Origin of the sequence: Novipirellula caenicola, assembly GCF_039545035.1 — a bacterium.
Taxonomy (GTDB): Bacteria; Planctomycetota; Planctomycetia; order Pirellulales; family Pirellulaceae; genus Novipirellula; species Novipirellula caenicola.
In genome coordinates, this window is sequence record NZ_BAABRO010000024.1 from 24453 (window position 1) to 50803 (window position 26351).

Annotated in this window: 20 protein-coding genes; 14 read left to right on the forward strand and 6 right to left on the reverse strand. The window is 57.0% G+C overall.

Features of this window, described 5'->3' with window-relative positions; all coding sequences use genetic code 11:
- Positions 1 to 145 precede the first annotated feature (145 nt).
- The 7 genes from ABEA92_RS27765 (at position 146) to ccoS (ending at position 6763) form a co-directional block, all read left to right on the forward strand.
- Positions 146 to 328, forward strand: a complete 183-nt coding sequence (locus ABEA92_RS27765) for a hypothetical protein (RefSeq protein ID WP_040769101.1) — start codon at positions 146 to 148, stop codon at positions 326 to 328.
- Positions 318 to 1034, forward strand: a complete 717-nt coding sequence (locus ABEA92_RS27770; protein WP_345688491.1) for a cbb3-type cytochrome c oxidase N-terminal domain-containing protein — start codon at positions 318 to 320, stop codon at positions 1032 to 1034. Before ABEA92_RS27765 ends, ABEA92_RS27770 begins: the two co-directional genes overlap by 11 nt.
- 162 nt (positions 1035 to 1196) lie before the next feature.
- Positions 1197 to 2630: a cytochrome c oxidase accessory protein CcoG gene (gene ccoG, locus ABEA92_RS27775; RefSeq protein WP_345688493.1), complete on the forward strand. Its 1434-nt coding sequence runs from the start codon at positions 1197 to 1199 to the stop codon at positions 2628 to 2630.
- Positions 2627 to 3184 (forward strand): FixH family protein, encoded by a 558-nt coding sequence (locus tag ABEA92_RS27780; protein ID WP_345688495.1) that lies wholly within the window; start codon positions 2627 to 2629, stop codon positions 3182 to 3184. Before ccoG ends, ABEA92_RS27780 begins: the two co-directional genes overlap by 4 nt.
- Positions 3185 to 3186: 2 nt before the next feature.
- Positions 3187 to 4032 carry a sulfite exporter TauE/SafE family protein gene (locus ABEA92_RS27785; protein ID WP_345688497.1) on the forward strand — a complete coding sequence of 282 codons (846 nt, stop codon included), beginning with the start codon at positions 3187 to 3189 and terminating at the stop codon, positions 4030 to 4032.
- The gene (locus ABEA92_RS27790; RefSeq protein ID WP_345688499.1) at positions 4029 to 6560 is read left to right on the forward strand and encodes a heavy metal translocating P-type ATPase; all 2532 of its coding nucleotides are present in this window, start codon (positions 4029 to 4031) and stop codon (positions 6558 to 6560) included. The genes ABEA92_RS27785 and ABEA92_RS27790 overlap by 4 nt, the downstream gene beginning before the upstream one ends.
- Positions 6557 to 6763 (forward strand): cbb3-type cytochrome oxidase assembly protein CcoS, encoded by a 207-nt coding sequence (gene ccoS, locus ABEA92_RS27795; protein WP_345688501.1) that lies wholly within the window; start codon positions 6557 to 6559, stop codon positions 6761 to 6763. The genes ABEA92_RS27790 and ccoS overlap by 4 nt, the downstream gene beginning before the upstream one ends.
- Here ccoS and ABEA92_RS27800 read toward each other — a convergent pair.
- Complete coding sequence (locus ABEA92_RS27800) at positions 6668 to 8011, reverse strand: hypothetical protein (protein WP_345688503.1); 1344 nt, start codon at positions 8009 to 8011, stop codon at positions 6668 to 6670. The two genes, ccoS and ABEA92_RS27800, sit on opposite strands and share 96 nt — an antisense overlap.
- Before the next feature lie 120 nt (positions 8012 to 8131).
- On the opposite strand from ABEA92_RS27800, the gene ABEA92_RS27805 reads away from it, so the two are divergent.
- Entirely contained in the window at positions 8132 to 10501 is a 2370-nt protein-coding gene (locus ABEA92_RS27805; RefSeq protein ID WP_345688505.1) for an efflux RND transporter permease subunit, read from the forward strand.
- Positions 10502 to 10774: 273 nt separating this feature from the next.
- Here ABEA92_RS27805 and ABEA92_RS27810 read toward each other — a convergent pair whose 3' ends face one another.
- The 4 genes from ABEA92_RS27810 to ABEA92_RS27825 all read right to left on the reverse strand — a co-directional run bounded on the left by ABEA92_RS27810 (position 10775) and on the right by ABEA92_RS27825 (position 15595).
- A complete protein-coding gene (locus tag ABEA92_RS27810) occupies positions 10775 to 11992 on the reverse strand; it encodes a DUF1559 family PulG-like putative transporter (protein WP_345688507.1) in 1218 nt (405 codons plus the stop codon).
- Between the two features lie 110 nt (positions 11993 to 12102).
- The gene (locus tag ABEA92_RS27815; RefSeq protein ID WP_345688509.1) at positions 12103 to 12327 is read right to left on the reverse strand and encodes a hypothetical protein; all 225 of its coding nucleotides are present in this window, start codon (positions 12325 to 12327) and stop codon (positions 12103 to 12105) included.
- 530 nt (positions 12328 to 12857) lie between these two features.
- Positions 12858 to 14969, reverse strand: coding sequence for a protein kinase domain-containing protein (locus ABEA92_RS27820; protein ID WP_345688511.1), 2112 nt, complete (start codon positions 14967 to 14969; stop codon positions 12858 to 12860).
- A complete protein-coding gene (locus tag ABEA92_RS27825) occupies positions 14966 to 15595 on the reverse strand; it encodes an RNA polymerase sigma factor (protein WP_345688513.1) in 630 nt (209 codons plus the stop codon). Before ABEA92_RS27825 ends, ABEA92_RS27820 begins: the two co-directional genes overlap by 4 nt.
- 370 nt (positions 15596 to 15965) lie before the next feature.
- Between ABEA92_RS27825 and ABEA92_RS27830 the strand changes: the two genes are divergently transcribed.
- On the forward strand, positions 15966 to 18014 hold the full coding sequence (locus ABEA92_RS27830; RefSeq protein ID WP_345688515.1) for an RNA polymerase sigma factor: 2049 nt from the start codon (positions 15966 to 15968) through the stop codon (positions 18012 to 18014).
- Positions 18015 to 18051: 37 nt separating this feature from the next.
- On the opposite strand, the gene ABEA92_RS27835 is transcribed toward ABEA92_RS27830, so the two are convergent.
- On the reverse strand, positions 18052 to 19266 hold the full coding sequence (locus tag ABEA92_RS27835; RefSeq protein ID WP_345688517.1) for a GGDEF domain-containing protein: 1215 nt from the start codon (positions 19264 to 19266) through the stop codon (positions 18052 to 18054).
- A gap of 512 nt (positions 19267 to 19778) precedes the next feature.
- Between ABEA92_RS27835 and ABEA92_RS27840 the strand changes: the two genes are divergently transcribed.
- The 5 genes from ABEA92_RS27840 to ABEA92_RS27860 all read left to right on the forward strand — a co-directional run bounded on the left by ABEA92_RS27840 (position 19779) and on the right by ABEA92_RS27860 (position 26278).
- Entirely contained in the window at positions 19779 to 20183 is a 405-nt protein-coding gene (locus ABEA92_RS27840) for a response regulator (protein ID WP_345688519.1), read from the forward strand.
- Between the two features lie 42 nt (positions 20184 to 20225).
- Positions 20226 to 21977, forward strand: a complete 1752-nt coding sequence (locus ABEA92_RS27845; RefSeq protein ID WP_345688521.1) for a GspE/PulE family protein — start codon at positions 20226 to 20228, stop codon at positions 21975 to 21977.
- A 26-nt stretch (positions 21978 to 22003) separates the two neighbouring features.
- Entirely contained in the window at positions 22004 to 23173 is a 1170-nt protein-coding gene (locus ABEA92_RS27850) for a type II secretion system F family protein (protein ID WP_345688523.1), read from the forward strand.
- Positions 23173 to 23496: a competence type IV pilus major pilin ComGC gene (locus tag ABEA92_RS27855; protein WP_345688525.1), complete on the forward strand. Its 324-nt coding sequence runs from the start codon at positions 23173 to 23175 to the stop codon at positions 23494 to 23496. The genes ABEA92_RS27850 and ABEA92_RS27855 overlap by 1 nt, the downstream gene beginning before the upstream one ends.
- Before the next feature lie 262 nt (positions 23497 to 23758).
- A complete protein-coding gene (locus ABEA92_RS27860; RefSeq protein WP_345688527.1) occupies positions 23759 to 26278 on the forward strand; it encodes a U32 family peptidase in 2520 nt (839 codons plus the stop codon).
- Positions 26279 to 26351: the final 73 nt, after the last annotated feature.

A 26351-nucleotide genomic window follows, 5' to 3' on the forward strand; every position in this document is an offset into this window, starting at 1 on the left:
GTGTAGGATGGACCTCCTAGTCCGTCAATGGCGAATTCGACGGACTAGGAAGTCCATCGTACGACTAAAACAACAAGCCGCTACGGACTTCCGTGACGGGACCGCGAGACAACAACGAATTTCTCACGCCTAGTGAATTTGAACCATGCTTACTGATGTGATCCGAGCCATCGATTACAGCGACTGTGCAGAAATTGCACTGGCGTTGTTCTGCTTTGCCTTCGGTTTGATGTTCTTCGCCACGATGCGATTGTCGCGTAACGCGACCGACCGATTTGCAGCTATCCCGCTATCCGACAATGTGGAGACTCCTCGCGATGGGCAATAATCCGAAAAACCAAGATGGTGTCGAGCAAGAGCCGATCGTGGGCGAGATCCCGGATGATCCGTTGACCGGCCATGCCTATGACGGCATCCAAGAGTTTGACAATCCGCTGCCGGGTTGGTGGAAATGGATGTTCATCGGATCGATCCTGTTTGCGTTTCCCTACGCCGCGTTCTACCACGGCGGAGGCGAAGGACGAACGGCCACCGAACGCTATGACAAAGCACTCGCGGAGAACATCCGTTTGCAATTCGCAGAGATCGGCGAATTGAAGATGGATCGTGCCACCGTGGTGAAATTTTTGAACGAACCCAATTGGCTGCGTGTTGGCAAATCGGTCTTCAAAACCAATTGCGTTTCCTGTCACGGGGCGGAAGGCGGCGGTTTGGTTGGCCCGAACCTGACCGACGAAGCATACAAGAACGTAAAAGACATCGGCGATATTTTGCACGTCCTCGAGAACGGGGCGGCAGGCGGAGCGATGCCAGCTTGGAAAACACGACTGTCCCCCAACGAATTGGTGTTGGCCGCCAGCTATGTCGCTAGTTTGCGTGGCACCGAAGTCGCCGACGGCAAACCCGCCGAAGGACGCGTGATCCCACCATGGCCCGAAGCGCCGCCGGAGGAAGAAACTTCCGATGAGGAAGCAAACACGGACGATGAAACCGACGACGCTGCGTCGACGGGACCTAAAAAGGCATCGACCTAACGAACCCAATTGCCAACATCACTTGGCAATCCCTGCGGCGAGGCTCCGGCAACCGGAGTACTTGTCGCCACCGCGGAAAAATCCGCACACGCATCCGGTTCGAATCACAAACCGAAACGAACCGCTGCAGTTATTTCCGCTTCTATTGAAGGAGGCGTAACGATGAATGATGCAAAACAGTTGCCGGTGATTTCAGGCAGCGAATCAACCAACAGCAGCATGCTCGAGTCACCCGATCATGTGCTTAGCACGCTTGAAAAAGACGGTTCACGGCGCTGGCTGCGGCCAACCTTGTCGACCGGGTTTTGGTGGAAATGGCGACGCTGGATCGCCTACGGCTTGGTCGCCTTCTTCGTCGTGTTGCCTCACGTTCGCATCGGAGGATTGCCGCCGATTTTGTTGGACGTGCCGGCCCGACGCTTCGTTTTCTTGGGCCATGTCTTCTTGCCCACCGACACGTTGTTGTTGGCGCTGGTGATGCTGGGCGTGTTTTTGACGATCGTGTTGGCCACCGCGTTGACCGGACGCATTTGGTGTGGTTGGGCCTGTCCGCAAACGGTCTACATGGAATACCTGTTCCGGCCTATCGACCGTTGGTTCGAGGGCACCGTGGGCAAAGGGGGACAAGCCAAACGACCGATCGAAGGTTGGCGGCGGATCGCTCGCTGGGCCGTCTACGTGGTGCTGTGCATGTTTCTCGCCCACACGTTTTTAGCATACTTTGTCGGCACCGATCGCCTTGCCCAGTGGATCCGCAGCTCACCGATCGAACACCCCGCGGCCTTTATGGTGATGGGCGTGACAACCGGCTTGATGCTGTTTGACTTCCTGTTTTTCCGAGAGCAACTCTGCTTGATTGCATGTCCCTACGGACGCTTTCAATCGGTGATGTTGGATCGGCAAAGCATGATCGTCGCCTATGACACGAAACGGGGCGAGCCTCGCAAACGAGGGAAACATGTGGCGGGCGATGGCGCAGGCGACTGTGTCGATTGCCACCAATGCGTTCGCGTTTGCCCGACCGGGATCGACATACGCGATGGATTGCAATTGGAATGCATCAACTGTACCCAGTGTATCGATGCATGCGACGATGTGATGACCAAGGTGGGCAAACCGACGGGGCTGATTCGCTACAGTTCTCAAGACGCCCTGGATGGCAAGCAACTTAAATTCTTTCGCTTTCGCACCGTCGCTTACCCCATGTTGCTTGTGGCGGTGGGCATCGGTTTCCTTGCCGTGTTGTCGACCAAGTACGCGTTTGATGCTCGTTTGATTCGCGGCAAAGGCAACCCGTTTCACCGACATGTGACCGGCAACGTCAGCAACCAATTCCGATTGCGACTCGTCAACCGCAGCAACGAACCGCGTGAATACACCGTCGAGGTGGTGAAGCCTGAGTCGGCGATCATTCGCGAGATCGGTGACGACAGTCCCAAGCTGGACAGCAACGCAACCGAACTTGTCCCGTTGGTGGTCGAAGTTCCGGGGGAAGTGTTTGGCCCTGGAGGCAATGTCGCAGGAGAGCTGCGAATTCGCGATGACGCCGGCAACGAGCGCACCCTCAAAATGCAATTACTAGGTCCACGACGATGATCGAAAAGACAACCACAACGAACCGCATGCCCGAATTCAACCGCATCGCCAATCGCAACGCCGCCATTCGTTGGGGCGGTTTGGTGGTTGGGCTGTTGTCGTTACAAGTCGCCGTGGGGGTCGTCGCCATCATGTTGGCCACCGGCGATCCGTCGGCCGCAGTCCTTCCCGACTACTACCAGAAATCGCTTGAATGGGATGACCACAGAAAATCCGAAAGCGTCTCACGCGAACTCGGTTGGAAATTGACGTTAGTGCCAATTCCGGGTCAACACACCGCGACGCTGCAGGGCGTTTTGTCCGACACCGATGGCAAACCGATCCGAATCGCATCGGGAACCATCCACATGTATCACTACGCCCGCGCCGCGGAGGTGAAAACGTTTTCGATTCAGCCAAACTCAAACGGCGTGGTCGTTGCCGAAGACTGTTTCTCTGCGGATGGGTTATGGAAAATCGAGATCGACGTCACCAATGACCAAGACCAACAATTTGTCCATTCGCAGGACATGCTCGTCACTCAAACGCAGCGTCGGCTGACGAAGGGAAACTAATCGTGTTGACGCTGGCGATGGCGGTGATGGTAGCGAGTTTGCTTGGCAGTCTGCATTGCGTTGGCATGTGCGGACCGCTGGCGCTGTGGGTCACCGGCGGCGGATCAAGCCGGGCGACGATCAGTGCGTACCACGTTGGCCGGCTGAGCACGTATTTGATCGCCGGCACGGCGGCGGGGATTTTAGGAGCCGCCGTTTCGATCGGTGGCGACATGGTCGGTTTCCAATCGGCGGCGGCCAAGGTCGCCGGCAGTTTGTTGATCGCCGTCGGACTGTTTCGCTTGGCAAAATTGCACCCGCGGTTTAACCGCCCGCTGCTGAGTTCGGCAACGACCTCGGGGCCTTCGACGGTCGCCGCGGTGCTGAAGCGATTCAAACCGCTGTTGGATCGGCAAACCGCGGTGTCACGCGCCTACCTAGGCGGCTTGATCACGACTTGGTTACCGTGCGGTTGGTTGTATTTGTTTGTATTGGTCGCTGCGGGAACCGGTGGCGTGTTGCCCGCAGTGGTTGTGATGTTCGCCTTTTGGATCGGGACGCTTCCAGCGCTGACCACGATGTTGGTCGGCATTCACTCGTTGACGCCGAAGCTGCGAGGCATGTTGCCGATCGCGGCGAGTGTGTTTCTGATCGTGACCGGACTTTATACAGTCACCGGTCGTGCGGCGGTGGACGTTTCGAGCTTGGTGGCTCCGACGCTTGGCGATGAAATCACGACAACGTCGCTGATCGATTTGAAAGACGAACCGCTGCCGTGCTGTGCTGAAACGGTTTCTGACGGCCAGCCGAGCGAGTGCCCCTGTTGTGCCAGCACCGATGCCCTCTCACCCCAAACGGTCGACCCATGAGCTCGACTACGGACCCCCTGCAAACGGGGCAAACGGTCGAGTGTGTGCATTGTGGCTTGCCCGCTCCCAAGCCCGACAATGATTCTGCGCCCGCGTTCTGCTGCAATGGCTGCAAAGGGGCCTGGGAATTGATTCATGGCTGGGGACTCGAGGACTATTACGCACTGCGTGATTGTGGTCCCTCTGAAACGCTCGAGGATCGAGGTCGCGATTCGTTTGACGATCTGGACGATCCTAAACTGTTATTTCCTTCGGTGGTCAAACAGGGGATTGGCCCCAACGGCATCGAATTGGCTCGGGTCCGCTTATCGATCCGCGGGCTGCACTGTGCCGCATGCGCATGGTTAATCGAGCAAGCCCCCAATCATGTCGCCGGATGGCATTCTGCATCGGTGCAAATGCATTCGCGATCGGTCGAATTGGTTTACGATCCGAGCGTTGTCAAACTCAGCCAACTCGGACGGCTGCTAAAAACGATCGGTTATCGCGTGGTGCCGCTTGATGAATCAGACGAACGAAACGCCAGCAACCAAGAGAGTCGGCGGCTGCTTGTCGATGTTGCGATCGCTGGCTTTTGTGCGATGAACGCGATGTGGATTGCGGTGGCGCTATACGCCGGAGCGTTTTCGGGAATCGAGGAATCTCAACGCAATCTGCTGCGGTTCACCGGCGTGGGGCTGGGCGTGGCCGCGGTGATCTTTCCAGGCCGCGTGTTCTTGCGAGGCGCGGTGGCCTCGATTCGCTTGCGAGTACCGCACATGGATTTGCCGGTCGCCCTTGGGTTATCCGCCGGGGTGATCGCCAGCATCTATGGATTGTTCGAGACTTCGTCGGAAGTTTACTTCGATTCGATCGCGACGCTGGTGTTTTTTTTGTTGGTCGGTCGCTGGGTGCAGCTTCGTCAACAGCACTCCGCCGGACGTGCGATTTCAGCCCTCCTAAACTTGACGCCCAATGCGGCCACGCGAGTGGACGAGGATGAAAGGCTGACGCGTGTTCCGGCATCCGAAATCAGGCCAGGCGACATCGTCCGCGTCGAACCTGGAGAAAGCATTCCGGTGGACGGACGCGTAGTTCGAGGACAATCGCATCTCGATCGATCGCTGTTGACCGGGGAAAGTCGACCAGTCGCGATCGGTGTTGGATCGGATGTCGAAGCCGGTACAGAAAACATCGAGTCGGTCATTCATGTGGAAACCACCGCCATGGGCGAAGCCACTCGGCTTGGTGCGCTTTCTCAGTCGGTTGCCGAGGCGGCAGCAAGCAAAACTCCAATCGTTCAATTGGCTAATCGCGTGGGTGGATGGTTCGTCAGCGTGGTGATGGTGCTGGCGGTCGTCACCGTTGCTGCATGGTGGCATGTCGATCCGTCGCTTGCGATCAATCACAGCGTTGCCTTGCTGATTGTCGCCTGTCCCTGCGCGTTGGCGTTGGCCACTCCGCTGGCGATTGCCGTTGCGGTCGGCCGACTTGCCGAACGACGCATCCTGGTTCGCTCGGGTGAATCGCTGGAACAATTCTCGAAACCCGGAACGATCTTTTTCGACAAAACGGGAACGCTCACGCAAGGGCGGATGCAAGTCACACACTGGTTCGGCGAAGCAGAGATTTTGCAGCGAGTGCAAGCGATCGAATCAACCATCGGACATCCGATCGCCCGAGCCATCGCCGCATACCAACGAAACAGCGACGTCGACTCGATCACAGCGACCGACGTGCAAAACCGCGTCGGCGTCGGCGTCGAAGGAGTAGTGCAAGGACGACGTTTCACGATCGGCAGCCTGAAACTGGTCGATCAATTGGACCTCGCCGTATGTCCGCTCGAGCAAGAACAGATCGAAACGATCCTGGCATCCGGGTCCACGCCGATCTTGGTCGTGGTGGACGAACGGATCGAGGCCCTCTTTGGCGTCAGCGACCCGCTGCGCAGCGAAGCCAAGCAAGTCATCGCTCAATTGCGTGATAGCGGATGGAAGGTCGCGATGTTGTCGGGGGACCACGGCTCGATTGTGCGTGAAGTGGCTAATCGATTGGGCATCGACGCCAAGCTCGCCTTAGGGGACCAATCTCCCGAACAAAAGTTAGCGGCGATCCAGCGGGCGAAACAAGACGGGCATGTGGTCGCGATGGTCGGTGATGGCGTCAACGACGCCGCGGCCTTGGCGGCAGCCGATGTCGGGGTGGCACTTCGAGGCGGAGCGAACGCAAGTCTTGCGGCGGCACCGATTTTGATTGGCAACAGCCGGCTCGAAGGCATCGTCACGCTGACGAAGACCGCTAAACGAACCGCTCGTTCGATTCGGCAAAATTTTGCAGTTTCCATTGGCTACAATGGGATTGCCGCGGTGTTGGCGATGACGGGAATCATCAGCCCGCTGATCGCGGCCATCTTGATGCCAATCAGTTCATTGACCGTATTGACGATGACGCTTGCCACGCCAGTCGTCGATGCAGCGGCGGCGGATGCGAATCAATCAAAATCGTCGCCACGAACAAGTCCTCCTCCCACCATGGAACCCGTCATATGAGTGTTTTGACGATCGCGTTGCCGATTGCATTGCTGTTGGGGGGATCGGCGCTGGTGGCCTGCATTTGGTCGATCCGCCATGGGCAATTTGATGATCTCGATTCTGCCTCAGTCCGCATCCTGGTCGACGAGAAACGGCTGGATGATACGGGGCCGAACCAGACCGGCAGCGGCGAGGACGGCCAGCGAGGGGATCATCGGTGACCGCATCCGCAGGTTGCTCCAGTAAATCGAGTGGATCGCAGAGAGCGTGATGACCAACGTGATGATCGCCCACCACGGCGGTGTCAACACAACGCGTCTGAGCCGAAACAGTCCGACGAGCGTCGCGATCCAAAAGGCCACGTAGTAAAGCGTCACGATCACAATCGGGGGCCAGGATCGGCCGGGGACATGATGAGGCATCGGACTGTACAATCGCCCGAGCCGAACGAAACAAGACCAAACGAACATGGACGGCTGGCGAGCAATCGTTGCCTTGGCGGCCTGGTACGACCACTGGTCATCTTGGTGTTCATTCAGCGGTCGCGGTTCCGGCAACGTCTGCGCCGGATTGGACCAATCGGTTTGCCAAAACGCCTCGCTTGTCGGATCGCCTTGAAAACGATGTGCGTATGCGTCGAGAAACGGTTCGGCGTCCCAGGCTTCGGCAAACTTGCCGTGGCGAAGGTAGTCGTAGAACGAGGGATTGTTGGCCAGCAACAGCGTGTAGCCTCCGTGGCTGGTCGCCCACACCGGATGCCCCACCGCGTTCCAATTTCGAACGGTCCATAATCCCACGGCCAGCCCCATGATCATTGCAGCGGCAACCGTGCACGCCACTCGGCGAGTCCAGCAGATTTTCGTGCTGAACAAGATTGCAGGCAACATCAGCACCGCCCACACCAAGAACGTGGGGCGACAAAGGTAGGTCAACGCAAGCAAAACCGCGAGCATCACCGCATTTGCCAGCGTCGGTGACGGCTTCCAGCGGCACACCCAAAACCAAACGACCAGCGTCGCCAGGGTCGCCGCGATGGTTTCGGTCATCACCAGGGTGGATTGTTGGACCAAAATGGGATCGATTATCACCAACACGGCCGCAAAAATACTGGCGTTCCCGAAACGTCCCCCGTCGATCAATCGTGACGCGATCGATAAAGTGCATACAGCGGTCAGCACCCCGAGTCCCACGTGCAGCAAACCCACTAGCAAATCGTTGACGTGGTGATCGACTGTCAACCACGAAAGCAGGTAGGGATAAAGCGGCGGACGAAAGGCGGTTGGCTTGGCCGACTCGACTGCGGGGGATCCTGGGGCGCTCGCGGCGGGCAGCCCAAACACCCCGGTTTTGGAAAGCGTTTCAGCGATCACTCGATATGCGTCGGGATCTTGATCAAATTGGTCAAGGTTGCTCAGCACCACTCCGCCTCGAACGACCAACGCTAACATGATGATGCCAACGAATTTCATTCGATTTGATAAAGCGGATGGAGTCCAAGTGGGCATGAGCAATGCAGGAATCGATGACGAGAGAGCCAATTTGATATCCGCAATATTAGCCGAGCCTAGCATGGACTGCGAGCGAGCACGATGAACAAACCGCCCCGCATGAACCAAAAGCCCGCCAGCGTGGCTTCGCGTTTGATTCAGTTCCGCATTGGATTGTCGCTGATCGGCTTGATCCTGTTTGCCGCTGCGTGGCCGTTTTCACAGCGACTCGAGCTGGACCGCAGCATCACGGCGATGTTTTCGCCCACCGATCCCACGCTGGTCGAATACCAAACGCTGCAAAATTCGTTCGGCGGCAATGCGGTTGCGATCATGGTCTATCCCGACGCCGATTTGATGTCCAATGAAGGGCTGCGGCGAAGCGCCGCGATCGAGTCGGAAGTTCGAAAAATCCCGGGCGTCGATGGCGTTCTATCACCATCAACGCTCAACGCCGCCGTTGAAAAGGTTCGTCCCAGCGGTTTCTTTCGCAGCGAATCGGACGTTCCTGGGTTGGCTCGGCGAGACGACCTTGTCGCTCGCGGTATCGAACATCTGTTCGAAGGCTACACCCATTCCGACAACCACCATCTCGCTGCGGTCGTGGTGATGTTGTCGCCGAAACATCCTCCAGAGGCGATTGAATCGCTGCAAGCAATCGCCAACAAGCTTCCCGAGCAATTCGAAGCGATCGCCGAACCCGGTGTCGTGGTCGGTGAACCGGTGCTGATCCACGATGGTTTCAATTTGATTGAACGGGACGGACGCAAACTGACCACCGTGACGCTGATCCTGCTGAGCATCGTTGTGCTGGTGACCTTGATGGACCTGCGTTTTGTTGCCTTGACCGGATTGGTGGTCGTGTGGTCGATCGTCGTAACCGAAGCGACATTGGTGCTGCTGGGGCTACAACAATCGCTGGTTTCGACGATCATGCCCGCGATCATCACCGTGATCGCGGTCGCAGCGGTGTTGCATCTAGGAACAAAGTTCCAGGACGCCAAAGCCAAGGGGCTCAGTCGCTATGACGCAACACGACGATCGTTTTCGCTATTGATCGTTCCGATCCTGTGGACGTGTTTAACCGATGCCGCCGGGTTCGCGGCGCTGGGGTCATCACGGATCCTGCCGGTGCGTCAATTTGGTGCGATGATCGCCATCGCCTCGATCGCCGTTTTTATCGCCATCGTGTTGTTCGCGGGAGTGACGATGATGTTGCCGGAGTTGAGTTTCGGTAAATCACTGCACCGGATGCAGCGACGAATGACACGCAGCGTCAGCCGGCGATGCACCAAGATCGCGGCCGCGTTTGTGTCACGACGAAAAATCGCGGTCACGTTCGCGCTCGCACTGTTGGGCGTTTCGGTCGTGGGGACATGGCAAGCCCAACCAGAAACCAGTTTTTTGAACAACTTCCGCAGCGATAGTGCGATCGTGCTTGCGTACGACAAGGTCGAGCAGCAGTTCGGCGGCGCGGGGGTTTGGGACGTCCTGTTGCCGGCGCCGCCACAATTAAGTCGCGATTACTTGAAACAAGTCCTGATGATCGAAAAGGACCTGCGTGGCATTGATCTCGATGGCACCAAGTTGACCAAGGTGTTGAGCATGGCGGACGCGGAGTACGTGGTCGGCAAAGCCCCGCTACTGAAATTTGCTCCGCCGTCGCTGCGGATGACGGGCATGCGAGCCACGATGCCAGAGTTTGTCGATGCCCTGCTGAACTCTGCCGAAACCCAACCGCGTCGCTTGCGAATCATGTTGCGAAGCGAAGAACACTTGCCGGCAGAAGCCAAAACACGGCTGATTGCCGAGGTCCAGCGGATTGTCGAAGAACACACGCAAAGCGACGCATGGAAGACCACGTTCACTCCGACTGCCGAATCGGGTTCCACCGAAGCTGGTTCTTCTGAATCACGTCCGGCTGGATCGCAGCCGATTGTTACCGGTTATTACGTGATGATGTCGCGATTGGTATCGCAATTGGTCGGTGACCAGTGGCGATGTCTGGGATTTGCCGGCGTGTTGGTGTGGTTGTTGTTGTGGATCGCCACTCGATCGATTCGGTTGGCGACTGCGGCGTTGTTGCCCAACTTGCTACCTGCGTTTGTGGTCCTTGCGACGGTGGGATGGATCGGGGGCAAGATCAACATGGGCGCGGCGATGATTGCCGCGGTCTCGATCGGATTGACGATCGATGGGTCGGTCCACCTGTTGGCCATCTATCGCCGTTACCGCAAACACCGGCATCCGATCACGGTGGCGGTCACGCACGCAGCCGGACGCGTCGGAGTCCCTATCTTGCTGGCGACCTGTGCGTTGGTTTTCGGGTTCAGCATCTTGTCGACCAGCGAATTCATTCCGACCGCCACGTTTGGCACGCTGGTCGCCGCCACCTTGTTACTTGGGACGATCGTCAATTTGACGCTGCTGCCTGCCTGTATCGCGTTGATCGATCGCAATGAAGCTCATTAGCGGTCCCCGCACTGATGAATCGAGCTCTGGTGGGCATAGCCAATCGAGCTTGGCCCAGACGATCCAGGCACGACTCCGATCCACAGCAGCGGCCGGTTCAGCAGCGGCCGGTTCGACGCGGCCCGTTTCCCTTGATGGACGTGGCCGCTCGAAATTGGGCCGCTCGAAAATGGGCCGCTCGAACTTAAGCCGTTCGACAAAGGGCCAAATCGAAACCGACCACGTCTGGAAACTGCAGGCTGCTTTTGGCTACTTGAATTCACCCAAGAGGGTTTAGAATTCTTCCGAGATGGTCTCTCGGGCGGCACGCGAGCCGAGGGATCCCCAGAGACCGTAGGGGCTTTGCTCTCCCTTTTGCACAGGATCAGCATCGCTGTTGCCTGCGTCGATCGAATCGGTGATGAACTTGACCGCTCCATCGCCCATCAGCACATGTGCACCACCTTGGTGGCGGCTTGCGATGGTCGAGATACCTTGGCCTCCGTCGCCACCGCTGGTGATACAGCTGGCGCCGTTAGGCGGAAGCACCGTATGCACACTGGCAAAGGGCAAACGTCCGTCAGCCCAGCGATATCCGCGTTCCCGTGAACTTCCGTTGAGCACGGATTGCGATGCGGGGTAGTGCTGCGGGCGTTCGGGATCCGCCAAATTGGTACACCGGCTGGGGGTGAACAGCGAGGCGTAGTGAACGCTGTTGGCCATGTCGGCGATGATCTCTTTATTCCCCAGGCTGGTTGCAATTTCACCGGCGGCGATGGTATTGGAAAGGCCGTCGAGCGTGTCGCGGAACCGGGTCGAGTGGCGGTTCCAGAACATTCCTCGGTTGCTGCCACGGACCCACGCGGGAACTTGGCTCAAGTCGCTGGTCGTTCTGGCCCATGCATCGTTTTCGGCGTTCCAGCCTGGCCATGCATCGTTACCCGACCAATCGTAGAAGCCGCTACGATTTTTTCCGCCGTCATGGCTCATGCGTGGGTTGTCGCCAAGGCACGCGGCGTAATTGGTTCGGCCCAACGCTGGCAAGCCAATGCCGGGATCACTCGGACAACGGAACGATGGAATGTCCGACGCCCAAGGGGCGAAACCCGCAAACCATGGCGAAGGTCCCATCGGTTGGTATTGGTCGCCCTCGGAGTCGACTCCATTCGAAATCTGCTCCCACATTGCTTGTTGTTCGACGAAGGGAGTCAGACCGACAAGCCAGCTCAAGACCATATTGTTTTGGTCGGCTCCGTTACCGCTTCCCGCTGCATCGGTTCCGGTCATGTTGATCGGCAGCTGGTTGTAGGCCGAATGATAGTTGTGAATTCCAAGACCGATTTGTTTGAAATTATTGCTGCAGCTCATGCGGCGTGCGGCTTCACGTGCCGCTTGCACGGCGGGCAACAGCAGCCCGACCAATACTCCGATGATGGCAATCACGACAAGTAGCTCGACCAGCGTAAAACCGTCGGTTTTGGGTCGATTCGGGGTAGGGGATGGTTGTTTCATTTCGTTCTCTCGTAATCAATATCAATGAATTTACTGCGTTCGTCAGTCCCAACGACTGGCAACGCATGGGTAATAGGGGAGTAACCAACGGGAAAAAAAATCCCGGCGGGCTAGGACCGATTCATCGCTTTTTCTTCGGCGGTTGGCCCATCGCTGGCCGCTTCCTCGGCGGATCGCTCATATTCGGACGAGATCGCGCCTGCTTGGGCGTCCAGGTCTTCGCGTGATTGACCTTCGACAACGTTGACCGGTGCGTTCGAATCACTGCAGCCGAGGGTGCAAAAGAGAGGTGCCGAAAGCGTCATCGCCATGATGAGGTGGGCAAAGGTCTTCATAAGAGGGGAGTTCCTAGTATGTATTTGGATGTAGGTTGGGGGGCAATCAATCCGCCACAAGCCACGTGAATTAGTTGTGACTTGCGACGCGTACAGGACCACCTAAAGGCGGCTGCTATCACGTTAAACAAACGGAATTTTCGTTCCTTAACAGCACAAACCGAATTATTTGAAAATTCTCCCACCTCAGACCTCTGTAGCGGCGTCTCACCGGCCTAAACAGCGATCCCGCCGCGTAGCATCCACCACGATTTTTACCGTGTTTTCCGCTATGCGCTGCAGACTGTATGCGATCGAGATTGCGCATAGTTGGCGCTGCCGCATGTGAGGTCAGCTCCGCAGAATCTGGTTGCTCCCCCCTCGCGCGAAGCTGCGTGTTTTGATGGGGTCCGCCGCAGGCTCGATTGGGTGGAGCAATCGGGCAGGATAGACCGGGGCAAGGTGGATCGGGGCTGGGTGGATCGATGGGCAGCCGGACTGCCCGCCAGTGGATAACTCGACAGCTCGCGAGTCAAGTTGCGATGGAACTGTTACTCTTGCCCGGCCACTTCGACTTCGATCGAATCTCGCAGCATCGCGATTTGCGGTTCCGAGAATTGGCCGTCCGCAACGATCACGCGGCGAAGGCTACGGCTGTTAGCGAGCGGCGACAAATCGGTCACCTTGGTGTCCCGAATATCGAGCTCCAACAGATCGAGATCATTCAGTTCCGAGAGATCCGTGATCTTGGTCCCACGCAGATCAAGGTTCTTTGGATCGAGCGTATACAGAAGGTTTACTCGCACGCCTGGTGGCCACGTTGCCGAAAGCGTTCGGGTGAGCGACCACACACTGCCACGCAGCCGCACCGTTCGCGTCGTGATGTCGTATCGGAGTTCGAGATCGTCTGGTTTGTGATTGTTGATCATGACCCAAAAGCGAACGATTCGAACTCGGTCCTCGATCGATCTCGGATATTCCAAATCATAAATCATCATCTTTTCCGCTAGCGGTGCGCGATAGCGGCTGGAACGACATAGTTTGCGGAGCAATTGGACGAAGTCATCGGTGTCGAGAAAACCTTGCTCGTTTACCTCGTCCTTGTAATCTCGCGCAAATTCGGCGAGGTCAGGCTCTACCCCCTTCTCTTCGTCAAGCAATCGAGTCGCAGAGGTAAAGTCTTGCATCAAGAAGTACAGCCAAAACTTCTTATGCCACACTCTGGATTCCGGTGGCGGGGTGTTCGAGAGCACCGTATCAAGGTGTTTCATCGAAAGTTTGACCGTGGTCGCAAACGTATCATGAGCGATCAGCGGAATGCTGGTGAGATGATCCGACACAGCGATGGCCGATTCCACCTGAGCTTGCAGACGTTCTTCGGATCGATTCTTTTCGACGATGTATTTCTCCAGTGACTCTTCGGCACGTTCTTTCGCCTGTTCCGCAGTCTTTTGAGCCACGGTGGCCAAGGCGCGTTCGGTATCGGCGCGGATCCATGCCTTTTCTGCGTCCGCGCGAGCGGCAACGGCCGTTTGGTGTTTTTGGCGGAGCTGCGTGACAAAGAACGACAAACACAAGAACAAGATGACGAGTGACCCTAATGTCACGGCGCAAACATCTCGGTGGCGGCGGTAGAACAATCCGGCCTCGCGCAAGATGCTGCTTTGTTCCACTGAGGGACTGAATCCCGCCAAGAAGCGAGAGACGTCTTCTTGCAGCGTCACCACGTCGGCGTAGCGATCGGCGGGATCATCCGCGGTGGCTTTGTCAATCATCGCCGCAAGTGCCGAATCGATCGGTGGCCGCGACTTTCGATATTTGTCGATCGACCGCAGCGTGACCATCTCGCACAGCACACAACCCAGCGAGTAGATATCCATCTGCGGCGTCTTGCGCGTCATCGGGTCAGCCTGCTCGGGCGACATGTAGGCTGGGGTTCCCTTTACCGTATCCAACAGCGGGCCATACAAATCGGGATCGAGCAACACCTCGGAATCATGCTGCGTTTGGTCACTTGGCATGACGACCCCCAACCCCCAATCACAAACTTGGGCCTCGCCGAATTCACCGATTTGAATGTTTTCGGGTTTGATATCGAGATGCAGCACCCGTTGGGAATGAGCGTACGCGATCGCCTCGCAAACTCGCAGGAACAGCATCAACCGTTTTCTCAAAGTGAACCGATCACACTCGCGGCCGTACCGCAACTCGTCGAGAATCGCTCGTAGCGAGCGACCTTGCTTGAACTCTAACGTAAAGAACGGTCGTCCATCGGAATCGATATCCATATCAAACAGATTGATGATACAGGGATGTTCCAACCGCGCTGTGATGTGCGCCTCGCGTAAGAACGCGTCAAAGTGATCGTGTGAAAATTTCGCGAGTGGTTTGGCTAGCGCGACGTGGCGTACGGTCTTGGCGTCATAGACACGAAAGACCTCTTTCATTCCTCCGCGACCGATCAACTCGGGATCTTGGTAGCGGTCGGTGATTTTGCTGATCGACGTGTAGAGCGGGCAGAGTTCGTCAAACGCCGACGGATCATTAATCTCTTCGGACGTGATTTCCTCGGATGCATCATAAAGAAGCTTGACCAAGGGATCGATTCGGCGATGCGAGTCATCACGGGATCCGCCGGAGGATTCGGTTGGCTGGAAATTCATGAGGGCGAGTCCGGGAATTCAAGCTGTTCGCGTAGCACTTTGATTTCGTGGGCGAGTCGTTTTTTCACACGGTTCTTTAAGACATAAACACTTTGCACGCTGACCCCGAGCGATTCACTGATTTCTGCCGACGATTCACCTTCGGCGCTACGTAGAAACACTTCGATCGCATTGCCCGAGAAAATCTGCTTCATCCGATCCAATGCCAAATGCACCACGTGCCGTTGCCACTCCGCTTCGATGCGTTGCTCGATTTCGGGTAAATCATAGGGAACGTCTTCGAGATCGTGGACATCGGTGCTGCCCACCCGCTTGGCCCGTTTGCGTTTCCAGTAATCGTTGGCGGCGACGTTCATGATCAAGCGGGTCAACCAAGTCCGAAACCGCGCCTTCTCTTCGACTCGGCGATAGTTGACCAGTTCCTGCCAAACTCGCGAAAGCACCTGTTGGCAGACATCGTCCAGATCCGACGGCGCGGTCCCGATTCCGACCAGGAACCGCTGAATGAACGGTTCATAGTACTGCAGCAACTCGTTCCAATCCGGATGGTCCTTTCCGGACTGTCCCCGTTCAAGCAACGTGATTCGGGTCGGCAGGTTTTTAGAGGAGTGTATTGGGCCAGCCATCAGTCGTTCATGGTAGGTCGAGTCGATGCCATTTGTGTGGACTGGCTTGGTTGGCACTCATCCCGCCGCTCGCATTCCCGACGACGTTGCGACCCGAAGCAGCGTGCCACGCGAACTCATCAAAATCGTTACACCAAATTCATCTGCATCCGCCGATAGCGAGCCTTGTCGACAGCGAACCGGAGTCGCAAACCGAGCGAAACCGAGCCAATTGAGGGGCAAATGTTCACCGTAAACGTATATTACACAGCGAGCACCGGACCCTCAAGAAGTACTCGTAGGGCACACGGTCGTGATCATCGATGCAGCGAAAAATTTGGATTTTCCGCGCGCACCTCGCCTGACTCGCCGCACTACAGTAGTAGATGCCATGAATATTACCGAAGAAACGACCGAATTGGGCTCCGACGCAACCCTTGCCGCACACGATCTGAGCGGTGTTTGCAACGCCGATCTGCTCGATGCTTGGAATCAAGACCACGAGCCTGCAGCGATGGCGGCGTTGGTGGACCGCTACAGCGTGATGGTGCTGAGCGTTTGTCGGCGACGCTGCCGATCGCACGCCGATGCCGAGGACGCCTATCAATCGACGTTTTTGTACTTGGCACGCAATAGCAACAAAATCCGCCATCCCGAACGACTTGCAGGATGGCTGCACCGTGTCGCCCAACGTGCCGCGGTGGCGGTCACTCAATCGTGCAAACGTGAAACCGAAACCATGGCTGAACCGATTGCCAACACCGACGATCCGCTGGACCGTTTGACCCAACGGCACGAAGCGATCGTGCTGGACGAAGAACTGTCCGAACTGCCCGAACATTACCGCGCCGCGATCGTGATGCACTTGTACGAAGGCAGCACGCTTGAATCGCTCGCCAAATCGCTGGGGACCACCGTCGGTGCGGTGCGAGGCCGATTGCAACGCGGAAAAAAACTACTCGCCGATCGGCTGCGGCGACGCGGCGTCGTTCCGGTCTTGGCCTTTGCCGCCGCCAACGCGTTGACCGTTTCCACGACGACGGCGGCCCAGGCCAGTGAACCGCTGATCGATTCGCTGCATCGCGGCGATCTTCCCGATTCTGCTGTCGACCCTCATCTTCTCGACTCCCTACTCTCGCAAGGAACCCGACTGATGCCATCCCTGTTAACGACACTCGCGAGCTTGATCGCCGGATCTGCCATTCTGGGTTTGATGATGGTCTCGGGCTCGGCCGGCCAACCCAGCGACCAACCCGAAACGATCACGTTCCCCGGCCATGTGGCTCAGTTTGGTGGGGGTGGCGGCATGGGAGGCATGGGAGGCGGCGGAGCGGTGATCACCAGCGAACCGCAAGACCAACCCAAACGAAAACCGCTGAGTAAGAAAGCGGCGGACGAGAAAGAGGACAGCAAGGGGTTCTCGGCAGGAACACGCACGATGTGGGCCGAACAAACGGTGGTTCCCGATCCCGTCGGTGACGTCGCCGAAGATGCAATTGGGGCCATGGATCAATCCTTCGACTTTGATCTCGCGACCACGCTGGACGAGCTTCCTGCACAACTCGAATCGATCACAGGGGTTCCCGTCATCATCGACGATCGCGGCGTCGCGTTTGCGGAACTCAAAGAAAGTGAAACTCAAATCAAGCTAAACGCGAGCGAACTTCCGCTGCGGACGGCACTGCGAAAGATGTTGCGGCCGCATGGGCTGCGAGCCACCATCGAAAACGATGGCGTGGTCATCACCGCCGACACCGCGTCACTGGTGCACAAAGGGATTGGGGTGTCACGTTGGATTAACGTCGACGAAGCCGCAGAAAAAAGAGTCGCCGAAGCGCTGGCGCGTTCGCTACAGGTCGAGTTTGCTGACACTCCACTCAATGAAGTCCTCAATTCACTCTCGACAGACTCGGATCTATCCAGGCGAATCGACCGCCGGGCATTGGAAGAAATCGGGCTGACGGAGGATGTCCCGGTCACAGTAAAAACCGCTGCTGTTCAGCTGCAAAGCATCCTCGACATCATCCTTCGTGATCTCGATCTGATCTTCACAATCCAAGGCGAAACGTTGACCATCACGACGCACGAAGCTGCGGAGGGACAACTTCTCACTCGCATCTACTGGCTCGAAGGCACCGGCGTGGTCCCAGGCAATTTCAGCGCCATCACCACGCTGATCCAAACCACGATCGATCCTGATACATGGGAGGCGTTGGGGGGGGCTTCGACGATGGCACCGTTTCAATCGACGCGTCCGGCGCTGCTGATTTCAACCACTTATGACGTGCACCAGCAAATCGAAACGCTGCTGCAAACGCTGCGTGAATCGCACTTTGGCCCCGATCCGGTTTTGGAATCGGTCGAAGTCCCGATGCCAATGTCGATGCAGGGAATGGGTGGCATGGGTGGCGGCGGGATGGGCGGTGGCGGGATGTTCTAAAGCTCGACACCGGAATCCCTCATGATCCGAATGCGGATCAAATGCAAACGCAATTCTCCTCGGCACGGGCTGCCGATTTCGCTTCTGGTTCGCCGTACACCACCACGCGATTGCGTCCTTGGTGCTTGGCAACATACAGCGCACAATCGGCCTGATTGATCAACGATTGCGGGTCGTCGGCACCAAACTGCAGATGCGACACACCGATGCTAGCACTGATTTTCAGCTCAGGCTGATCGTCAAACGATTGTTCGGCGACCGCTTGGCGAGCCACCTCAGCCGCCTCAATCGCCTCGCTGACGCTGGCCCCCGGCATCAAAATACAAAATTCTTCGCCGCCGTAGCGACACACAATGGCGGGACGCGAAAACGATTCACGCAAAATCCTGGCGACCGCTCTTAACACTTCGTCGCCGACGTGGTGTCCATAGGTATCGTTGACCTGTTTGAAATGATCGTTGTCGACCATCAAACAGGCCAGCATCGGTTGGGCACGATTGAGCGTTTTCCAAATCAAATCGAACTGATCAAACAGCGCACGACGATTTAAACAACCAGTCAAGGCATCTTGCGTCGCAAGAACTTGCAATTCGCGGTTTTTGTTCGAGATTTCCTCTCGGCTATTTCTCAGCATCTGAAGCAACCGTTCAACTTCAGCACGATGCTCTTCGACTGCGGTCACATCACGAAATGTCGCCAAGACACCGCCGGCTTCCGAAGCATTGTTGTCGACCGGCGAGGCGTTGATCGCTAAAAATCGAAACGAACCGTCGGGATGTTGGTACCGCATCAATTGATCGATGTAGCGTTTGCGTTCGCTCATCGCTCGAGCCCACGGAAAATCTTCGGACGTGGCCAAACGACTGCACACCCATCCCAGTGAATCGAGTCGCCGACCAACCAAATCTTCGCTCTTCAAACCGATCGTGTCACAAAACGATCGGTTGGCCAGCACAATCCGGCTGGCGTCATCCAGGATCACCAAACCCTCGGCCAACGCGTCCAACGATTGGCGGACTCGGTCTGTCACCACTTGAGTCACCTCGAAGGATCCGAACAAACGGACGACCAACAGGGTGTACGCCGCGATGCCTCCAACGATAAAGAATGCAATCAATCGCATGATCGTGCGACCGTTGTCGTGCAGCGACGTGGGCATCAACCCCAGAAACTTGCTGCCAAGTATCAGGCTGATTCCAACACAAACGATCGCAACCGCGACTTTCAGCGATGCAAAATAGATCCGTAACACGCCTTGTTTCCTAATTGGTAGGCCCCCGAATTTCCATTCGTCTACGCTTGGACCGTTCGATCGACCCAGCACATTAGTGCTGTGCCGATCGTTAACGATGTTGCTAGCGCCATGCCCCGCGCGTTGAGGGTCCGCAGCAACCTTCGCAAACGCTGCTCAGATTCAAAAATTTGCAGCATCGATCGAACGTCCGCGGACCTCACTCAAACCTGCAACACGCTACAGAGGGGGTTGTCCTTGAACTGTGTAAATCAGTGCAACCAATCACCGCGGCGGTCAAAGGATTCGGATTACAACGGTTATCCGGGTCCGACGGATGGCAAGGCGGGTCGCGGGGTACTCCGAAGTGGTAGCAGCAAAAAACGAGCGGATTCCCCACAAATGAGCCGGGGAATGCCCCCGTATTTCCCAGCCCGCTCTCTGTTTGCAACCTACAGTTCAGCGCGTTCTTCCCGCGTGATTGACACCCTCGCAGCCGTTTCACTTCCCTTACCTCTCGAGCAGACATTCCGATGTTTGATTCATCCGGTGTACGAATCCTGCTGGTTCAATCCGAACCAGTGCTCTCGGAATTGATGTCGTTTCGGCTGCAATTGCTTGGCTACCAAATCGAAGCGGTTGGCACCGGGGGTGAAGCGATGGATCGAATCCGGACCGAACCGCCTCATCTGGTGATCGTCGATACGGCGCTGCATGACGGCGACGGGCTGGAATGGCTGTCGCGATTGCGGGGCGAGTTCGGCGGGGAAGTGTTTTCGGTTTTGGTGGTGTCACTTGACCCGAGTCTCGAGACGGTCGAACGCGCGTTCTACGCAGGAGCACAAGATTACTTGATCACTCCGTTTGATCCGGTCGTGCTCGAACAAAAGATCGTCGCCCTCGTCTCAGACGCTGCCAACGTGGTCGGCAGCCGGTAAGGCGTTAAACGTAAAAACACCATTCCAGAGCGGAAAAACAAAATGCGACGACTCGGCGATGTCTTAATCGAACAGAACGTGATGAGTGCCGAGTCGCTTGACGCGGCGTTTGCATCCAAGCCACGTGGCGTGTTGTTGGGCGATTGGTTGGTCAGCCAAAAATTGCTGTCGACCCTCCAGCTCGGCCGTGCGCTGGCAGAACAGTTCGCGGTGCCGTACATCGACATCGACGCCACCGCCGTGGACGCTCAGATCGCTCGCTTGTTACCCGAGGATTTTGCCCGCACACGTCAATCGGGCGCGATCAAGGTCGAAAACCGCCAATTGATTCTTGCCATGGTCGCGCCGGACGATATCGAAACGATCGCCGAAGCCGAGCTGATGACCGGCTACCAAATCAAACCGGCGGTGGCGTTAGCCGAAGACATCGAGGCGCTCAACTGCCGTGTCTACGATGACCGCAGTGTGGCTCGGCAAACGATCGTCGACATGAAACTTGCCGAACTTCGTGAATTACAAGCCTCTGGCGACGACGTCAATCCATCGATCGTCAGCGTTGATCAAGAGGACGCGCCGGTGGTGCGGTTGGTGCAGGCGATCTTGTCCGGCGCGGCAACCGCGGGGGCGAGCGATGTTCACTTGGAACCCTTCAAACCCGAAATGCGGGTTCGCTATCGTGTCGATGGCGAACTGCAACAAGTCATGACGATCCCGAATCACATCGAAGAATCGGTGATCAGCCGGATCAAGGTCATGGCCGACATGGACACGACTGAGAATCGTCGGCCTCAGGACGGTCATTTGAATGTCTACGAAAATGGCAAACGAGTAGGGTTTCGGGTCAGTGGGATTCCCACGGTCGATGGACAAAAGTTGGTCCTGCGGCTGCTGGATGAAGGCGGCAAAACGTTTTCGCTTGACGGGTTGGGCATGATGCCTCGCAACCTCGCGTCGCTTCGTGAAATGATCGACAAACCGCACGGGATGTTTGTCGTCACGGGACCAACCGGCAGTGGCAAAAGCACGACCTTGTACGCGGTGCTGCAACATCTAAATGGCGACGATCGAAACATCGTCACCGTCGAAGACCCGGTCGAATATCGATTGCCGGGGATCAACCAGGTGCAAAGCGATAGCGAGTTTGGGATGGGATTCGCCAACGCACTGAAATACATCATGCGTCAGGACCCGGATGTGATCATGGTCGGCGAAATTCGCGACAGCGAAACGGCGACCACGGCGGTTCAAGCCGCATTGACCGGTCACTTGATGATTAGCACGCTGCATACCAACGATGCCGTCGGAGCGGTTCAGCGTTTGAGCGACCTTGGCGTGGATAACTTCAAGATCGCGGGCTCGCTGCTTGGCAGTGTCGCCCAACGACTGCTCCGCCGTGTGTGTGAAAACTGCAAGATGCCGGTCGCTCCGAATCGCAACCTGCTCGATGCGTTGGATCCCGATGAAACGATTTCGCGGTCGGTCGACTTTTTCCGCGGCGAAGGCTGCAAGAAGTGTTTGGGAACCGGTTTCTCGGGTCGTTTGCCGATCTTTGAAATCATGCCGATCACGCCCGAGATCACGATGGCGATCGAATCCGGCGTGCCTCATTCCAAGCTGTACGAAATGTCAATCGCCGCTGGGATGGTAGGACTTGCCAACGCAGGACTTGAACAAGCCGTTGCCGGTCGCACGTCGCTCGAAGAGGTGTACTTCAAAACCAGTGGTGACCGCCGCCGAACCGAATCCAAACCGATCATCGGCGGATCGCGAGAAATCGACACGGTGTGCGTTTAGCTCCTAATTCATTGAGATTCCGAACCATGGCAACCTCTCCTGTTCCGCTGAACCCTCGTTCTAATTCCGTCGCCTCTACGGGCGGCGGGGTGATCGGGTTGTTGCGCAAGCTGCACTCGATTGAAGTGGGTGGAAAGAAAAAGCCAGGTGATTCGACACGAATTCCTCCGGTTCCGCTCGCCGATCTGTTGCGTTTGCTGTTGATGTTACTTGAAAACGGATTGTCGCTACCCAAGGCACTTGCCTCGCTGGCGGCAGACCGATCGTCGGCTCGTTACCGCAGCGTGCTGGTTCGGCTTCGCATGACAATCGAAGCCGGTGGACTGCTCAGTGACGCGATGCAGCGTTACCCACGCACGTTTACTGCGATGCAAGTCCAGCAGATCCGCATCGGCGAAAAAAGTGGCTCGCTCGAAAAAGCGATGCGTCGTGTTTGCGAACAACTCGAACGAAGCGTCGCATTAAAGAAGCGAATCATTAAAAAGGTTAGCTACCCGGTGCTGATTACGGTGGCCGGTGCGGGGCTGATGATTTTTATGTGTGTCGTCGTGGTGCCCGAATTTGAAACCGTCTATTCAAGTAGCGGGGTCGATTTGCCGGTGGTCACACAAGTGGTCACCGGAATGAGCCGGCAAGTGATCCACAACGGATGGCTTGTCGTTCCGTTTTGCATCACGCTGGTCGCACTGCTTTCGATCATTCGTTCGCGTCCCAAACTCGCCCGGATGGCCGATGCATTGCTGCTGAAATTGCCGCTGGTCGGCCCCTGGCTTCGCGACGTTGCGGTGCTGCAATTTGTCGAAGGCATGTCGTCGATGGTCGAGTGCGGCTACACGCCTGCCGATGCGGTCGGAGTGGCGGTGGAGTGTGTTCGCAATCGCGAGGTGCGTGCCTCGGTCGACCAGGTCCGGCGCAGCGTGCTACGAGGCGAACGATTGAGTAAACAACTCGGTAACCATGACCACTTCTTCTCAGCCACGCTTTGTCAGTTAGTCGCGGTGGGTGAACAGTCGGGCGATTTTCCCAAAGCGCTGCGGGGAGCTTGCGAGCATCTACGTGAACGACTTGAAACCCGGATCGATGCTTCGGTCGGACTGCTCGAACCGACGCTGACGATCCTGTTGGCGGTCGCGATTGGCGGCATCGTGCTGTCGATTTACACCCCGATGTTCCACATGTTTGAGGTACTCGAGTGATGGCGTCTCTGCGAAAAGGATTCACGTTGATCGAAGTGATCGCGGTTCTGATCATCTCGGCAACCGTTGCCATCATCGGGATCCGGCATCTGCAACAGCCTGGCGATTTGGCTCACGATCGCAGCTGCCAACTTGCCCGAGAGTTGCTGCAACATCACGTCCAGGCGTATCTCGATGACACCGGTAGCGCCCCCTCGTCAAGCATGCGAGAAATCGCCACCGATGTTTACGCGGGCCGCACGCTGCCGACATGTCCGGTGACCAGCCGAGCGTTTCAGCTTGACCGAAGCGGCCGGGTCCGCTGCTCGGATCACCCCGAGTAGGGTCCGCGGATCTCTCCCGGCGGCGTTGGCCCAATGCCATCTCCCCTTGGGTAGCGTTCGCGGCGAGGGGCCCGTCCGGTTGCAGCGTGATAAAACGTTCGGTTTCGACCGGGCGGCTCGCGCCGCTCCGCTATAAAACCACCCGGTACGGGCGAAAGTAGATGACATTGGGTGTTGGCTTCCAAGGCAGTGCCGGGCACCAAAATCGATTTCCGGATCGATCCATTTCCCAAAATCGCGATTGGTCGTCATACTTGGCTGCATGAACACATTGCCAAGTAAAGTCAGCTCGGAAATCGAACTTCTCTCGCCCGCCGGCGATTGGGACTGCGCTCGCGCGGCGGTCGAAAATGGCGCCAATGCGATCTATTTTGGGTTGGACTGTGGTTTCAACGCCCGTTTTCGTGCCCACAATTTTGGGCTGGACGATCTGCCGGGATTGATGAGCTGGCTGCGAACCCGCGGTGTTCGTGGTTACGTGACAATGAATACGTTAGCGTTCCCCTCGGAATTGCCTGATTTGATCAAGGTCATCGAGCGTGTTGCCGAAGCAGGGGTGGACGCGGTTTTGGTCCAAGATTTTGGCGTCGCCCGAATCGTGCGGTCGATTTGCCAGCAGCTGGAAATTCACGCGTCGACGCAGATGAGTTTGACCAGTGCCGAAACGATCGCGGTCGCGGCCGATTTGGGACTATCCCGCGTCGTGTTGGCACGCGAGTTGTCGGTCGCCGAAATTCGCAAGATCACCTCGGCCACCGACATGCCAATCGAAGTCTTTATCCACGGCGCATTGTGCGTGGCCTATTCCGGCCAATGTTTAACCAGCGAATCGTTGGGCGGGCGAAGTGCGAATCGAGGCCAATGCGCTCAAGCATGTCGGTTGCCGTACGAGCTGATCTGCGATGGCGAAGACCGCGATCTTGGTGAAGTCCGCTATTTGCTGAGCCCACAAGACTTAGCCGGCTATGCCGCTATCCCCGACATGATCGACGCCGGAGTGGCGTCGCTGAAGATCGAAGGGCGACTGAAAACGCCGGAATATGTCGCCAACATCACGGGACACTATCGACGCGCGATTGATGATGCAATCCGCACCGGCGAAGTCCATGTCGACGACACCGATCGACAAGAAATGGAACTGTCGTTTTCGCGAGGTTTCTCACCAGGATGGCTCGAAGGCAATGACCACAAGCGATTGGTTCCTGGCAAACAGTCATCCAAACGCGGCATCGAGATCGGCAAGGTATTGGACTTTGACCAGAATCGCATCCGGATCCGGTTAGCGTCGCCGGTCGCACTGGGCGACGGCTTGGCGATCGCGGTTGCCGGAGAAACGATGCAGGGCGGCCGCATCTATTCGATCGAAAGCTTGCAATACGATCGCATGGAATCGGCCAAAGCGGGCAGCGAAGTGTGGATCGGATTTGGTCGGGGCGAGATCGATTGGCGCGACGTCGACATCGACGACATCGTGTTCAAAAACGACGACCCTAAACTGAACCGTCGATTGCGACAGAGTTTCGCTCGCGCCGATGCCGTCGTTCGTCAAGAGATTGACATTGAGGTGCACGCGGCGGTGGGTGCGGCATTAAAGATGTCCGCAAAGACCGCCGGTGGTTTGACCGTCGATGTGGTGGGGCAGCAAGTGCTTGAAAAAGCCAATAAGCATCCCGCCGACGAGACCATGCTGCGAGAAAAAGTCGCACGATTGGGCGGCACTCCGTTTCACTTGAAGAATTTCAAGGCCCATATCAGTGACGGCCCGATGGTCCCCGTCGGGCTGATCAATCAGCTTCGCCGCGAATTGGTCGACGCGTTGGTCGAGCGACTTGAATCGCGTCCCGAGCGAATCATCAACGTCGCCGCGGGACGCCGCATGTTGGCGCCGCTGAATCGTGACGCAACCACGCAAACCGACGATTCGCCTCGACTCGCCGTGCTGTGCCGCAACTTGGAACAAGTCGCCGTCGCCAGCCAATTCGCCGACTGCACGATCTACGCGGATTTTCATGACGTCCGCGAGTACAAGGATGCGATTGCGACGGCGCACCAAAACAACGCGACGATCGGATTGGCGTGCGTACGCATGCAAAAACCGGGCGAAATGGGACTCTTGCGAGTGCTCGGACGCCATGAACCCGATTTCTTCCTGGCTCGAAATCTTGCCGCCGTCCGCTTTTTGACGGATACCGGCAAGCCGGTGGTTGCCGATTTCTCGCTAAACGTTGCCAATCATCGCTCGGCCGAATGGTTGCTCGGTTTGGGCGTCCAGCGAGTGACCAGTTCCTATGATTTGAATCGCGATCAGTTGATGGACTTGGTCCAATCGGTGGTCCCCAACCAGCTCGAGATCGTCGTGCATCAGCACATGCCGATGTTCCACATGGAGCACTGTGTGTTCTGCAGCGTGATGTCACCGGGAACGAACAAGACAAATTGTGGCCGTCCCTGTGATCGCCACGTCGTCAAGTTGCGGGACCGTGTCGGAGCCGAGCATCCGCTGCAAGCGGACGTCGCATGCCGCAACACGCTGTACAACGCGACGGCGCAAAGCGGGTCCGAGATTGTCGCCGATTTGATCGGTCGCGGCGTCCAGTGGTTTCGAATCGAACTGTTGAACGAAAACGAAAAGGAAACGCGAGAAACGATTCAAACGTATCAAGCGTTACTTGGCGGTGAGATCTCGGGCAGCGAGGTTTGGAAACGCCTGCAAGCGACGAATCGATTGGGCGTGACCCGCGGGACGCTCGAATCCAAACGCAACCCGCTGGCGATTTTGTAGGCGTGTTTGGAGTATCACAAGGAAGCGAGCGCCGATAGCAAGCTGTAGGGTTAAACAGGTAGGAACAATTGGG

Coding starts and splice junctions, on each gene's coding strand:
- ABEA92_RS27800 (WP_345688503.1), bottom strand. CDS start 8,011: ATGAAATTCGTTGGCATCATCATGTTAGCGTTGGTCGTTCGAGGCGGA.
- ABEA92_RS27825 (WP_345688513.1), bottom strand. CDS start 15,595: ATGGCTGGCCCAATACACTCCTCTAAAAACCTGCCGACCCGAATCACG.
- ABEA92_RS27770 (WP_345688491.1), top strand. CDS start 318: ATGGGCAATAATCCGAAAAACCAAGATGGTGTCGAGCAAGAGCCGATC.
- ABEA92_RS27765 (WP_040769101.1), top strand. CDS start 146: ATGCTTACTGATGTGATCCGAGCCATCGATTACAGCGACTGTGCAGAA.
- ABEA92_RS27810 (WP_345688507.1), bottom strand. CDS start 11,992: ATGAAACAACCATCCCCTACCCCGAATCGACCCAAAACCGACGGTTTT.
- ABEA92_RS27820 (WP_345688511.1), bottom strand. CDS start 14,969: ATGAATTTCCAGCCAACCGAATCCTCCGGCGGATCCCGTGATGACTCG.
- ABEA92_RS27845 (WP_345688521.1), top strand. CDS start 20,226: ATGCGACGACTCGGCGATGTCTTAATCGAACAGAACGTGATGAGTGCC.
- ABEA92_RS27855 (WP_345688525.1), top strand. CDS start 23,173: ATGGCGTCTCTGCGAAAAGGATTCACGTTGATCGAAGTGATCGCGGTT.
- ABEA92_RS27860 (WP_345688527.1), top strand. CDS start 23,759: ATGAACACATTGCCAAGTAAAGTCAGCTCGGAAATCGAACTTCTCTCG.
- ABEA92_RS27840 (WP_345688519.1), top strand. CDS start 19,779: ATGTTTGATTCATCCGGTGTACGAATCCTGCTGGTTCAATCCGAACCA.
- ABEA92_RS27815 (WP_345688509.1), bottom strand. CDS start 12,327: ATGAAGACCTTTGCCCACCTCATCATGGCGATGACGCTTTCGGCACCT.
- ABEA92_RS27830 (WP_345688515.1), top strand. CDS start 15,966: ATGAATATTACCGAAGAAACGACCGAATTGGGCTCCGACGCAACCCTT.
- ABEA92_RS27790 (WP_345688499.1), top strand. CDS start 4,029: ATGAGCTCGACTACGGACCCCCTGCAAACGGGGCAAACGGTCGAGTGT.
- ABEA92_RS27850 (WP_345688523.1), top strand. CDS start 22,004: ATGGCAACCTCTCCTGTTCCGCTGAACCCTCGTTCTAATTCCGTCGCC.
- ccoG (WP_345688493.1), top strand. CDS start 1,197: ATGAATGATGCAAAACAGTTGCCGGTGATTTCAGGCAGCGAATCAACC.
- ABEA92_RS27780 (WP_345688495.1), top strand. CDS start 2,627: ATGATCGAAAAGACAACCACAACGAACCGCATGCCCGAATTCAACCGC.
- ccoS (WP_345688501.1), top strand. CDS start 6,557: ATGAGTGTTTTGACGATCGCGTTGCCGATTGCATTGCTGTTGGGGGGA.
- ABEA92_RS27805 (WP_345688505.1), top strand. CDS start 8,132: ATGAACAAACCGCCCCGCATGAACCAAAAGCCCGCCAGCGTGGCTTCG.